13 protein-coding genes are annotated in these 11,573 nt (G+C 65.5%); 7 read left to right on the top strand and 6 right to left on the bottom strand.

From position 1 onward, the window contains the following. The 3 genes from PMI42_RS10840 to PMI42_RS10830 all read right to left on the bottom strand — a co-directional run. Positions 1-323, bottom strand: a 323-nt coding sequence (locus PMI42_RS10840) for an ACP S-malonyltransferase (protein ID WP_157195736.1), incomplete at its 3' end; no start/stop codon positions are given. Between the two features lie 171 nt (positions 324-494). Then, positions 495-1,520: a fatty acid desaturase family protein gene (locus tag PMI42_RS10835; protein ID WP_008133553.1), complete on the bottom strand. Its 1,026-nt coding sequence runs from the start codon at positions 1,518-1,520 to the stop codon at positions 495-497. A gap of 3 nt (positions 1,521-1,523) precedes the next feature. Beyond that, on the bottom strand, positions 1,524-2,228 hold the full coding sequence (locus PMI42_RS10830; protein ID WP_008133550.1) for a TetR/AcrR family transcriptional regulator C-terminal domain-containing protein: 705 nt from the start codon (positions 2,226-2,228) through the stop codon (positions 1,524-1,526). Positions 2,229-2,573: 345 nt separating this feature from the next. Here PMI42_RS10830 and rpsF point away from each other — a divergent pair, with 345 nt between their 5' ends. From rpsF to rplI, 4 genes are all read left to right on the top strand, one after another. After that, entirely contained in the window at positions 2,574-3,077 is a 504-nt protein-coding gene (gene rpsF, locus PMI42_RS10825) for a 30S ribosomal protein S6 (protein ID WP_008133548.1), read from the top strand. Positions 3,078-3,082: 5 nt separating this feature from the next. Further along, entirely contained in the window at positions 3,083-3,322 is a 240-nt protein-coding gene (gene rpsR / locus PMI42_RS10820) for a 30S ribosomal protein S18 (protein ID WP_007592020.1), read from the top strand. Positions 3,323-3,451: 129 nt separating this feature from the next. Continuing rightward, on the top strand, positions 3,452-4,429 hold the full coding sequence (locus tag PMI42_RS10815; protein WP_008133542.1) for a DUF2232 domain-containing protein: 978 nt from the start codon (positions 3,452-3,454) through the stop codon (positions 4,427-4,429). Positions 4,430-4,478: 49 nt separating this feature from the next. After that, positions 4,479-5,075: a 50S ribosomal protein L9 gene (gene rplI / locus PMI42_RS10810; protein ID WP_008133538.1), complete on the top strand. Its 597-nt coding sequence runs from the start codon at positions 4,479-4,481 to the stop codon at positions 5,073-5,075. A gap of 36 nt (positions 5,076-5,111) precedes the next feature. Here rplI and PMI42_RS10805 read toward each other — a convergent pair whose 3' ends face one another. From PMI42_RS10805 to PMI42_RS10795, 3 genes are all read right to left on the bottom strand, one after another. Beyond that, positions 5,112-5,579 carry a PaaI family thioesterase gene (locus PMI42_RS10805; protein ID WP_008133535.1) on the bottom strand — a complete coding sequence of 156 codons (468 nt, stop codon included), beginning with the start codon at positions 5,577-5,579 and terminating at the stop codon, positions 5,112-5,114. A gap of 13 nt (positions 5,580-5,592) precedes the next feature. Beyond that, on the bottom strand, positions 5,593-6,186 hold the full coding sequence (locus PMI42_RS10800; protein WP_008133534.1) for a TetR/AcrR family transcriptional regulator: 594 nt from the start codon (positions 6,184-6,186) through the stop codon (positions 5,593-5,595). 108 nt (positions 6,187-6,294) lie between these two features. Then, complete coding sequence (locus tag PMI42_RS10795; protein WP_008133533.1) at positions 6,295-7,278, bottom strand: hypothetical protein; 984 nt, start codon at positions 7,276-7,278, stop codon at positions 6,295-6,297. A 281-nt stretch (positions 7,279-7,559) separates the two neighbouring features. Between PMI42_RS10795 and PMI42_RS10790 the strand changes: the two genes are divergently transcribed. The 3 genes from PMI42_RS10790 to PMI42_RS10770 form a co-directional block, all read left to right on the top strand. Beyond that, the gene (locus tag PMI42_RS10790) at positions 7,560-8,810 is read left to right on the top strand and encodes a cyclopropane fatty acid synthase (RefSeq protein ID WP_008133532.1); all 1,251 of its coding nucleotides are present in this window, start codon (positions 7,560-7,562) and stop codon (positions 8,808-8,810) included. Between the two features lie 759 nt (positions 8,811-9,569). After that, positions 9,570-11,078 carry a replicative DNA helicase gene (locus PMI42_RS10775; protein ID WP_008133528.1) on the top strand — a complete coding sequence of 503 codons (1,509 nt, stop codon included), beginning with the start codon at positions 9,570-9,572 and terminating at the stop codon, positions 11,076-11,078. Positions 11,079-11,142: 64 nt separating this feature from the next. Continuing rightward, on the top strand, positions 11,143-11,573 hold a 431-nt coding region (locus PMI42_RS10770), incomplete at its 3' end, for an alanine racemase (RefSeq protein ID WP_008133526.1).

Raw genomic sequence — 11,573 nt, 5'->3', positions numbered from 1 at the left:
AGGCTGCCGGCGCCAGCCAGCGCCGAATATTCACCGAGCGAGTGGCCGGCGACGAAGGCCGCATCCCGCCCCACGGAAAAACCGGCTTCGGCCTCCAACACGCGCAGGGTCGCGACGGACACCGCCATGAGGGCCGGCTGGGCGTTTTCGGTGAGCTGCAGCGTCTCGGCCGGGCCGTCCCAGATGATCGCCGTCAGCTTCTCCCCGAGCGCGGCATCGACCTCGTCGAACACGGCGCGCGCCGCCGGGAAGGCGTCGGCCAGGGTCTTGCCCATGCCAACCGCCTGGGACCCCTGCCCCGGAAATGTGAATGCTGCCGTCATCGGCGCTCCCTGCTTGTCGAGCATGATCCCTGCGAGAACCGGCAGCCGATTACGCGCGGCCTTGGCCATGGTTCCGGATCGTGCGTCAAAGGGGGCCGTAGACACCGTCCGGGCCTGCAATGTCAAGCCAAGATGGGAACCCCGACCTGCATTCAACGGGGGATGCGCCCGCTAAAAGCCGCCCGCCTTCTGATCCGCCCCGACCTCGGCACCGGCCTGCGCGCGGCGCACGCTGCTGACCAATTGCCCCGGCCTGTCGTCGCGGTTCGGCTTGGCCGTGGCGAGCCGCAGCACGGCGGCGTAGCCCGGCTGCACTTCCATGCGTTCCGCGTGCCGGCTCTCGCTGAGCAGGCGATGCACCTTCGGCAGATTGTAGCAGGGCACGTAGAACAGCAGATGATGCTCGAGGTGGTAGTTCACGTAGTACGGCGCGATGAACAGGCGCTCGAGAAAACTGGCATGCGTGGTGCGGGTGTTGCGCAGGGGATCGCTGCTGTCGGGCACGACGGCGTGCTCGGCGATGTTGCGGATACGGGTGATGACCATCATCCAGGTCAACAGCGGCACCAGCCATAGCAGCGGATAAGCCCACCACACGCCGGCCGCCGCAAGGCCAGCGAACATGAGCGCGTTGACCACGCATTGCGGACCGAGCTTCTCCCGGAAATGCGCGGCGCGCTGTCGCCACGGCCAGTCCGCCGGACCGAGCGCGTTGAGCAGTTGCGCCTTGCGCTGCTGGTAACCGGTCTGTCCGGTGATGTCGCGGATGAACTTGCGGCGGTAGCTCAGCCGAGTGATCGGGAACGGCGCCGACAGCACGAGATCGGGATCGTCCTCCTGCTGGGTGCGCGCATGATGCTGAAGATGATAGCGCCGGTAGCTGCGCGTCTCCGCAAAGAGCGGATAGGCACAGAACCATTGGCTCAGCGTCAGATTGGTTTTCTCGTCGGCGGACAGGCAGCCATGCGCTCCGTCATGCATGAGGATCGCCAGGCCCAGCTGGCGCGAGCCGATGATGGCGACGGCGAAGACATAGGTCAGCGGATTGGGCCACCATGCGACCAGGGCGATCGCACCAACAATCAGTGCCCAGGCATGTGCGATCATCGCAACGCCTTTCCATGTCACGCGCTGCCGCACGTCTGCCAGTTGATCGTCGGTCAGGAAATCGCGGGCACGCATGCGAAGCGCGGTCATGGCCTAGCCCTCCTCGTTCGAATTGGTTGAGGCGTCGCGTTCGTCGACGAGACGCAGGCGCGCGGCATCGCCGGTGGATTTGGCCTGCTCGCCGAGCACGCGCAGCATCTCGGCGCAGAGCGCCTCGGGCGAGCGCCCCATGGCGTAGCCTTCGAGAATGATTCCGATCGCGACGGCCCAGAACCGCCGCGAGCTCTCGTCGGGCGCGCGCAGTGAACGCCAGCCGTGCCGCGCGACCTGGCCGGTATAGGCGCGTGCGCCTTCGCTGTGCAGGCGCTCGATGGTGCGCTCGACCAGCGGCGCGAGATCCTGGCGCCGCCGCGTCAGCGTCAGGGCCTCGGCGAAGAAGGCGACCGAATCGCTCGCCGTCACGGTCTCGGCCAGCGCGTGGGTGTACTCCCCCGGCGTGCGGGCCTTCAGCGCGGCCTGCTCGGTCGCGCGCGCCAGATACAGCAGGTCGCGGCAGGCGCATTCGACGAACAGCGCCTCCTTGGTGCGGAAATAATAGGTGATCTGGCTCGGGAATGCGTCGGCTGCAGCCGCGATATCGGTGATCGCCGTGCCGGACAGGCCCCGCTCCCGGAACAGCGGGCTCGCCGCATCCAGGAGCAGCGAGCGCATCTTGCGGCCGGCAGAGCGCGTGGCCCGCGCGGCATGCTTGGGGTCGCCAGCAGCCTCGAACGGCTCTTGGGCTGACTTTTCCGCCATTGGGGTCCTCTTCCTTGATTTATTTGTATGACATACAAACAAATAGATCAAGCCGAATGTGGTATGGGAGGACCGGTCCACGCCCTCGGACCGGGGCCATCCGGGCCGAAAGCGCGGCCTCTAACCTTGCAAAGCCGGCCAAAATCCGTATAAGGCGCGCATCCGCAGACCCCGGCCGGGAGCTGAACGGACGGTCTCAGCAAATCATTCGTGATTTTGGTGTGGCAGGGCCAGTCGGCCCGTCGTCCCGTGTTTCCGCCTTCTGAGCTTAATCCCAGAGTCCTTTCCGAAGGTCTCTTAAGGGCTTGACGCCGGGCAATGCGCCAACATGAGGAAAGGACCACCATGGCTCTCTATGAGCATGTTTTTCTCGCGCGTCAGGACGCGAGCACGCAGCAGGTCGAAGAGCTGACTGCGCAGATGACCGGCATCGTCGAGGGTCTCGGCGGCAAGGTCACCAAGACCGAGAATTGGGGCGTTCGCTCCCTCACCTATCGCATGAACAAGAACCGCAAGGCGCACTTCGTGCTGCTCAACATCGACGCGCCGTCCGCGGCGATCGCCGAGATCGAGCGCCAGGAGCGCATCAGCGAGGACGTGATCCGCTATCTGAGCGTCCGCGTCGAAGAGCTCGAGGAAGGCCCGTCCGCGATGATGCGCAAGGCCGATCGCGATCGTGAGCGCGACGACCGTGGCGGCGGCTTCCGTGATCGCGAAGGCGGTGGCTTCCGTGGCGACCGCGAGGGCGGTTTCCGTGGCGGCGATCGTGACGGTGGTGGCTTCCGCGGCGATCGCGGCCCGCGCCGCCCGCGCGAAGACGCTGAAACCACCACGACGGATGGGGAGTAAGATCAATGGCTGAAGCTGGTGCACGCCGTCCGTTTTTCCGTCGTCGCAAGAGCTGCCCGTTCACGGGCGCCAATGCTCCGAAGATCGACTACAAGGACTCCAAGCTGCTGATGCGTTACGTCTCCGAGCGCGGCAAGATCGTGCCGAGCCGCATCACCGCGGTGTCCGCGAAGAAGCAGCGTGAACTCGCCCGCGCCATCAAGCGCGCGCGGTTCCTGGGCCTCTTGCCCTACGTGATTCGCTAAGACGAACTTGGCCGGCGGCGGCGTCGCCGCCGGCCGCGACTTTTCTGAACTCATAAGGCTTCCGGGTCGTCCGGTCGCCGATGGTTGGGGCAAGACGCCTCTAACCGCTCGAAGGGAGCGGGACAGCTGATGATGGCATTTTTACTCATTGCCCTGATCGCCGGCGCTGCGTCGGCCCTGATGTTCGCCTCGATCGTGTCGGGCGCGCTGATCTCGCTCGTCCTGTTCTATCTCGCGCCGCTCCCGCTGATGGTTGCCTCGATCGGCTGGGGACCGCTGTGCGCGAGCGTCGGCGGCATCGCCGCCGCGATCGGCCTCGGCGCCCTGTTCGGCCTGCCCTACTGCATCGCCTTTGCCGTCACGGTTGCGCTGCCGGCCTGGTGGCTCGGCCATCTCGTCCTGCTCAGCCGGCGGATAACCAATGACGCGCCTGCGGCAGGCACCGAGCCGGCGGCCGAGCCCGAGCTCGAATGGTATCCGGTCGGACGCATCCTGCTGTGGATCGCGGGCTTCGCCGCGCTGACCACCTTTGCCGCCCTGCTCACGCTCGGCACCGACGCCGACACCATCATCGGGACGCTGCGGCGCGGCCTGATGCGCCTGCTGCGCGCCACCGACCCGCAGACCTCGGGCGAAGCCGGCCAGTTCGTCGACGCGCTGGTGCGCATCGCGCCCGCTGCCGCCACCATCGTCGCGATGATGACACTCACGCTCAACCTCTGGCTCAGCGCCAAGGTGACGGCGACCTCGGGCCGGCTGCGACGTCCCTGGCCCGACATGAAGACGGCGGAACTGCCGCCGATGACGCTGGTCGGGCTCTGCGTCGCGCTCGCCTTCTGCTTCACGGGTGGATTGCTCGCGATCGTCGCGCAGATCACCGCGGCGGCATTGATGATGGGCTATGCGCTGACCGGCTTTGCCGTGCTGCACACGCTGACACTGGCGCTGAAGAGCCGCACGTTCTGGCTCGGCTCGACCTATTGCGTCGTCGTCGTGTTCGGATGGCCCGTCATCGCAATGGTGATCCTCGGCCTTGCCGACGCCGTATTCGGCTTCCGCGAGCGCTTCCTGCGCTCGCGCCAGCCGCCGCCGCTACCGACCCCTTGAGTTCAAGTCCGAAAATCCAACCCACCCAACACTTCAAAGGAGAACGAATATGGAAGTCATTTTGCTGGAACGCGTGAGCAAGCTCGGCCAGATGGGCGAAGTCGTGAAGGTTCGCGACGGTTACGCCCGTAATTTCCTGCTCAAGCGCGGCAAGGCGCTGCGCGCCACCGCCGACAACCGCGCCAAGTACGACGGCATGAAGGCCGAGCTCGAGGCCCGCAACCTTGCCTCGAAGGGCGAGGCGTCCAAGGTCGCCGAGAAGATCGCGGGCAAGAACATCATCGTGATCCGTCAGGCCTCGGAATCCGGCCAGCTGTTCGGCTCGGTCAACGTGCGCGACATCGTCGTCGCGTTCGAAGCCGACGGCATCTCTCTGGCTCGCCCGCAGGTGCAGCTCGACGCGCCGATCAAGGTCATCGGCAAGCGCTCCATCACCGTCGCCATCCACCCCGAGGTTGAAGTCGAAATCAGCGTCACGGTTGCGCGCAGCCAGGACGAGGCCGAGCGCATCAACCGCGGCGAGGACATCTCGACCCGCAACGAGGACCGCGACGCGGCCGCCGAGGCGATCGCCGCCGCCGGCGAGTTCTTCGATCCGGAAGCCCAGCCCGACGACGAGCCGGCGCCGGCAGCGGAAGAGAAGTAAACCTCGCCTTCGCTCTGCGAACGAAGCCCGGTCGCCTCAGGCGGCCGGGCTTTTCGTTGTGGCGGCGACATCCTCGCTCAGCATGGCGATCGAGGCGAGCGCCGTGGCGGTATGTTTCTCGACACCGTCGCTGAGGCAGAACACGTCGGCGGCGACCACCGAGACCTGACGACCCGGCTTGATCACCCTGGCCCGGCAGATCAGCCTCTCGCCGACCGCCGGCGACAACAGATTGAGCTTGTATTCCGCCGTCAGCGCGGGCTGGCCGCGCGATGTCGCCGCCGCGATCGTCGTGGCGTTGTCGACGAGGAAGGCAGTGACGCCGCCGTGGAAGAAGCCGTGCTGCTGGAGCAGCTCCGGCCGGCGCTCCACCGCAATGGTGCAGGTACCGCGCGACAATTCGGAGAGCTCGGCGCCGACGAGGTTCATGAAACCCTGGCGGCCGACATTGCTGTGGATGCGCTCGGCCACGGCCGCGAATTCGGGATCTGCTTCGTTTCGCATGACGCCTCTCCTGTTATGTCTTGATGCGATCGGGCGGCACCAGTGCGCGGACGGCACAGGCGATCAGCGTGTCGGCTTCCGTGCGCGGATCGGCGCGGTCGCGCCCCGACAGGAAGGCGCGGCAAAAGATTTGGGCCGGGCCGATCAGCTGGCTGACGAACATCACCGGTGTCATCGGCAGAAGCTCGCCGTGCGTGACCAGCGGCACGCGCCAGCGCTCGATGCCATCGGCAAGCCGCGCATTCTGCGCGCGCTGGGCGTCGCGGACGTCCTCGCCCCATTCGCTGCGCGAGATCTCGAAGAGATAGCGCGCCTCGCGGCGGCTGGTGACGACCCAGTCGAGATGCGCCCGGATCAGCCGATCGATGCCCTGCTCCGCGTCGGGGACAGGATCGAGCGCGGCCAGCACCGCGGCGTGATAGTGCCTGAGCACGTCCAGGAACAACGCACCCGCGAGCTCCTTCTTCGATCCGAAGGCATGAAAGAAGCTGCCGTTGGACGCGCGCGCCCGGGCGCGGATCGCGGCGACCGTTGCAGCTTCGAAGCCGACACGGTCGAACACGGCAAGTCCCGCCGCCAGCAGATCGTCACGCACGCCCGCCGCCATCGATGCCCCCTGGAGTATTACTCTAGAGCAATACTCTAATCGTAGTCAATACGACGCGAAGGCCGCAATGACGCGGCTCTCGCAAGTCGATCGAAAAAGAGGGGTCGCTTAGCGCGAGATCGGCGGCGCCGGCGGTCCGGAGGACTCGGCCGGCGCTGCGGACGGGGCCGCTGCGGTCGCCGGCGGCGCAGCTTCCGGTGGTTTGGCGGCCGGCTTCGGGGCCGCCTCTTCCACCGGCTTGGGCTCGGAAGGCTTGGACTCGGAAGCCTTGGACTCCGAAGGCTTGGACTCCGAAGACTTGGGCTCGGAAGGCTTGGCGGCAGCCGGCGGGGCTGGCGTCACCTGCGGCACTGGATCGGGCCGTAGCGCGGGAGCTTCGCTGCCGCGCGGCTCGACCTTGGCGCTCTCGGGCTTGGGCTCGGCGGACGGCTTGCTGCTTTCGGGCTTGGCCTCGCCGGAGTCCATCTTCGTGGTCTCTGGCTTCGGCTCGCTCTTCTTGTCGTCAGCGGTCGGCGCAGCAGCATCGATCTTCGGTGCGTCCTCGGTCCCGGGCTTGCCGCGACGCTTGGCTTTGCGTCCCTCGGGCGCCGCCTGGCTCTCCGGCTTGGTGCCTTCCCTGGCGCCCTCCTCGGCCGGCCGCGCCGCGCGCTTCTGACGCGCGCCCTCGGCTGCAGGAGCCTCGCCTTCAGGTTTGGCCGCATCCTGCGAACGCTGGCGGCGGCCCTGATGCTCGGGCGACTGTCCTGGCGCGGTGTTGGCTTCCTTGTCCTTGGCGCCGTCCTTCTTGTCCTTGCCGTCCTTGGCCTGGTAGCGGGTGTCGGTGGCGCCGTTGGAGACGAGGTACGCGGCAAGCACGCCGGCCATGTCGGAGCTGGTCGTGTAGTGCTGCCGCAGGAAGCCCGGCAGCGAGCCCGGCGCCACAGTCTTCAACAGCCCGCGCGGGCTCTTGTGGCAGGCATTGCAGGTCTGCGCGAAAAGCTGGGATGGGGCCTTGCCGGCCTCGAGGTTCGTCGCCTGCGCAAGAACGGTATCGGTCGCGCCGAAGCCGATCAGAAGCAATACCGTCGCGAGGCTGAGCGCTCGGCTCGACATTCCCGTCATCTCCATTGAATTTACGCGAATTGCCGCCGGCATAGGCGCAGCGGCGGGTCACCTTTTAGCGGATTGAGCCGCGAATGGAAGCAGCCTCCACGCGCAAGGATGTGATTAAGCGCTTTTGGAATATCGGCTGTGATCACAGCGCAATAGCAGGGCCGGAGCAGCTTCCCTAAATTTAGATGCAAACGCATAGGAACCAGAGCGGGACCTGAGCGTCCGATGTGAAAAGCCGGGTTGATCGCATCTCTTCGGGTTCGCTCGTGAGGAAGGTGTCGATGGACCGTTTGTTGCGTGGATTCTTGTCTCAATTCATTCGCCGCGGGTCGATGACGGTGACCACGGCAAAGGGATCGACATTCACCGTCGGCGACGGCTCGGGCGAGCCGATCGCGGTTCGCTTCGTCACGGCGGACGCAGAACGAAAGATCCTCATCAATCCCGAGCTCGGGCTTGGCGAGGCCTTTATGGACGGCGAGTTCGTCGTCGAGCACGGCACCATAGCTGATGCCCTCGCGATCCTGCTCGATCAACCCGACCTATTGCCGCAGTGGGCAAAGCCCTGGTGGCATTTGCGCTATCTGACGCGGCATTTGAAGCAGTTCAATCCGCGCTCGCGCTCGCGCAAGAATGTCGCGCATCACTACGATCTCGACGCGCGGCTCTATGCGCTCTTCCTCGATGCCGACAAGCAATATAGCTGCGCCTATTTCGAAACTCAGGACGCGACGCTCGACGACGCGCAGCTCGCCAAGAAGCGGCACATCGCCGCAAAGCTGCGCCTTCGCGGCGGCGAGCGCGTGCTCGATATCGGCTCGGGCTGGGGCGGGCTCGGGCTCTATCTCGCCGAGATCGCCGGCGCCGATGTCACCGGCATCACGCTGTCGACCGAGCAATTGCAGATCGCCAGGGTACGCGCGGTCGAGAAGGGCCTGACCCGATCGACCAGATTTCGGCTCGAGGACTATCGCGACATCGACGGGCCGTTCGACCGCATCGTCTCGGTGGGCATGTTCGAGCATGTGGGAGAGCGGTTCTACGACGCCTACTTCCAGCGCTGCGCCGAGCTCCTGAGCGATGACGGCGTCATGCTGCTGCACTCGATCGGCCGTTCGCAGGGCCCGGACTCGACCAATCCCTGGATCGCCAAATACATTTTCCCCGGCGGTTACATCCCCGCGCTGTCGGAGGTGCTGCCGGCGATCGAGCGTGCCGGTCTGCTGGTCTGCGATATCGAGATCCTGCGCCTGCACTATGCCGAGACGCTGAAGGCCTGGCGCGAGCGCTTCATGGCGCGGCGCGAGGAATCCGTGCAGCTCTACGATGAGCGCTTCGCCCTGATGTGGGAATTTTACCTGGCGGCCAGCGAGATGACGTTCCGCAAGCAGGCCATGATGAACTTCCAGATCCAACTGACGAAGCGCCAGGGCGTGGTGCCAATGACCCGCGACTACATCATGCACGAAGAAACGCGCCTGCGCGCCATGGAAGGCGGCGCAAGGCCTGGACTGAAGCTGGCTGGTGAATAGGTCCTAGTGACGCAGGGTCGAAATCGGAGCGGCCCGGAAAGAGGCCGTTAACGCCAATTGCGCCCGCAGTTCCGCGAGGATCTCGGGTGCGACAGGCTGGCGCCGGACTTCGGGCTGCTCGGCGTGCTGCATGGCCGCGATCAGCCCGGACAGCCAAAGCCGGCTGCCTGCCTCGCTTCGCCAATTCTGGTGCTGCCGCTCTGGCCGCATCGTTCGCCTCGTTCCCTGTTGGCGGGTCTGGGGACAATCCCCTGCCCGCCCGCCTGTTCCGGCTCTACCCCGAAAGAATCCGGGGAGATGTGATCTGCTTCACATAAGTCTGGTCGGGCTTGGCTTAGACCCGTGGCCATGAGCAAACAGACCCAAACCTCATTTGACGTGCAGGACGACCTCCGCACCGATTACGCCTTGATCGTTACAGGCGTCGGGGCGGCCCTGGTGGCGCTGGTCTACCTCCTGCTGGTCTGAAGGCGAGCCGAAAGCTCCCGGCACGTGCCGTTTGGCGCGCTCTTCAATACGTCTTCGCGCCAAATCATTAGGTTCACAGTTTCAGGATATTTCCGTGGCGTGGTCGCGGCCGCTTCCGGGCCGCGCGAGTTCCGCAAAATCCGTCAAGCGCGGCGCGTGCTGCGGCTGCTAATCATCCACCATTTTAACTGAGCGGTTGATAGCGGTCAGCTTTCGCTTCCGCTTTGACGTGCGGCGGCGCTTTATCCCGGCCCCGCATCTGCCCCAGAAAATTGCTAAGCACGTCCGACCATGGCCCTGACTGATTCGAACGTCCTTAAACTCGCGCCCGAAGCCGGAACTCCCGCCTATCGGAGCGCGCCGCATAATATCGAGGCGGAACAGAGCCTTCTGGGCGCGATCCTGGTCAACAACGATGCCTTCTACCGTGTCTCCGACTTCCTGGAGCCGAAGCACTATTTCGAGCCGCTGCACCAGACCATCTACGAGACCGCCGGCAGCCTGATCCGGATGGGCAAGATCGCCACGCCCGTGACGCTGAAGACGTTCCTGCCCGCCGATACCGACGTCGGCGGCATGACCATCGGGCAATATCTGGCGCGGCTCGCGGCCGAGGCGACCACCATCATCAACGCCCAGGACTACGGCCGCACCATCTACGATCTGGCGTTGCGCCGCGACCTCATCGGCATCGGCGAGGACATGGTCAATGTCGCCTATGACGCGCCGGTGGACTTCGCGCCGCGGGCGCAGATCGAGGACGCCGAGCGCCGCCTCTATGAGCTGGCCGAGTCCGGCCGCTATGATGGCGGCTTCCAGAAATTCTCGCAGGCATTGGCGGTCGCGGTCGATCTCGCGGCAAAGGCGTTCCAGCGCGACGGCAAGCTGTCGGGCATCTCGACCGGCATGCGCGACCTCGACACCAAGATGGGCGGCCTGCAGCACTCCGACCTCATCATCGTGGCCGGACGCCCGGGCATGGGCAAGACGTCGCTGGCGACCAACATCGCCTACAATGTCGCCCGCGCCTACGTTCCGGAAATCCAGGCCGACGGCACCACGAAGGCCGCCAATGGCGGCGTCATCGGCTTCTTCTCCTGCGAAATGTCGGCCGACCAGCTCGCCACGCGTATCGTGGCCGAGCGCACCGGCGTTCCCTCCTCCCACATCCGCCGCGGCGGCATCTCGGAAGCCGATTTCGAGAAGATCCGCGAGGTCTCGATCGAGCTGCAATCGCTGCCCTTCTATGTCGATGCGACCGGCGGCCTGTCGATCGCGCAACTGATGGCGCGCGCCCGCCGGCTGAAGCGCCAGAAGGGCCTCGACCTGCTCGTGATCGACTACATCCAGCTGTTGTCGGGCTCGGGCAAGCGGAGCGACAACCGCGTGCAGGAAATCACGGAGATCACGACCAGCCTGAAGGCGCTCGCCAAGGAGCTCAACGTTCCCGTGATCGCGCTGTCGCAGCTCTCGCGTCAGGTGGAATCGCGCGACGACAAGCGGCCGCAGCTCTCCGACTTGCGTGAATCCGGATCGATCGAGCAGGACGCCGACGTCGTCCTGTTCGTCTACCGCGAGGAATATTACCTCGCGATGAAGGAGCCCCGCCCCGGCACGCCTGAACACGAGAAGTGGCAGCTTGACATGAGCCTTGCGCACGGAAAGGCCGAGGTCATCATCGGCAAGCAGCGTCACGGCCCGACAGGCACCGTCGATCTGGCGTTCGAAGCCTCGGTCACCAGGTTCGGCGACCTCGCGCCTGACAGTCAGGTGCCGGCTCGCAGCGGCAACGACTACTGAGTTCCTTGAACCTGCAGAGTTCCTTGAACAGTCTCTGCCTCTTGCGTAAAACGGCGCCATGACAATGGCGTCCGACCCGAAAATAATCCCGCAATCCGGCCTTCTCTCAGCGGAGGCCAATCAGGCTGCCGCGCTCGCTTCCTATGGCGGCGTGCTCACCGTCGATCTCGACGCCATCATCGCCAATTGGCGCAAGCTCGAGAAGACGGCGGTGCCGGCCGAATGCTCGGCCGTGATCAAGGCCGATGCCTATGGCTGCGGCGCCGCGCAGGTCTCGCGGGCCCTGAGCAAGGCCGGCTGCAAGACCTTCTTCGTGGCCACCATCGAGGAGGCCCGCACCGTGCGTGCGGCGGTGCCGGAAGCCGCGATCTATGTGCTCGGTGGCTATTTCCAGAACACCGGCGAGCACTACGCCGCCATCAATTGCCGGCCGGTGATCGGTGATCTCAACGAGCTCGCCGAATGGGACGTGTTCTGCCGCCGTACCGGCTGGGG

The sequence above is a fragment of the Bradyrhizobium sp. YR681 genome (genome assembly GCF_000282615.1).
In the GTDB taxonomy this organism is placed as follows: domain Bacteria; phylum Pseudomonadota; class Alphaproteobacteria; order Rhizobiales; family Xanthobacteraceae; genus Bradyrhizobium.
The sequence above is the reverse complement of the archived record's forward strand: the minus strand, read 5'-3'. Positions and strand labels throughout refer to the sequence as shown.

Coding starts and splice junctions, on each gene's coding strand:
- PMI42_RS10800 (WP_008133534.1), bottom strand. CDS start 6,186: ATGGCGGCGGGCGTGCGTGACGATCTGCTGGCGGCGGGACTTGCCGTG.
- PMI42_RS10815 (WP_008133542.1), top strand. CDS start 3,452: ATGATGGCATTTTTACTCATTGCCCTGATCGCCGGCGCTGCGTCGGCC.
- rplI (WP_008133538.1), top strand. CDS start 4,479: ATGGAAGTCATTTTGCTGGAACGCGTGAGCAAGCTCGGCCAGATGGGC.
- PMI42_RS10775 (WP_008133528.1), top strand. CDS start 9,570: ATGGCCCTGACTGATTCGAACGTCCTTAAACTCGCGCCCGAAGCCGGA.
- PMI42_RS10790 (WP_008133532.1), top strand. CDS start 7,560: ATGGACCGTTTGTTGCGTGGATTCTTGTCTCAATTCATTCGCCGCGGG.
- PMI42_RS10835 (WP_008133553.1), bottom strand. CDS start 1,520: ATGACCGCGCTTCGCATGCGTGCCCGCGATTTCCTGACCGACGATCAA.
- PMI42_RS10805 (WP_008133535.1), bottom strand. CDS start 5,579: ATGCGAAACGAAGCAGATCCCGAATTCGCGGCCGTGGCCGAGCGCATC.
- rpsF (WP_008133548.1), top strand. CDS start 2,574: ATGGCTCTCTATGAGCATGTTTTTCTCGCGCGTCAGGACGCGAGCACG.
- PMI42_RS10795 (WP_008133533.1), bottom strand. CDS start 7,278: ATGTCGAGCCGAGCGCTCAGCCTCGCGACGGTATTGCTTCTGATCGGC.
- rpsR (WP_007592020.1), top strand. CDS start 3,083: ATGGCTGAAGCTGGTGCACGCCGTCCGTTTTTCCGTCGTCGCAAGAGC.
- PMI42_RS10830 (WP_008133550.1), bottom strand. CDS start 2,228: ATGGCGGAAAAGTCAGCCCAAGAGCCGTTCGAGGCTGCTGGCGACCCC.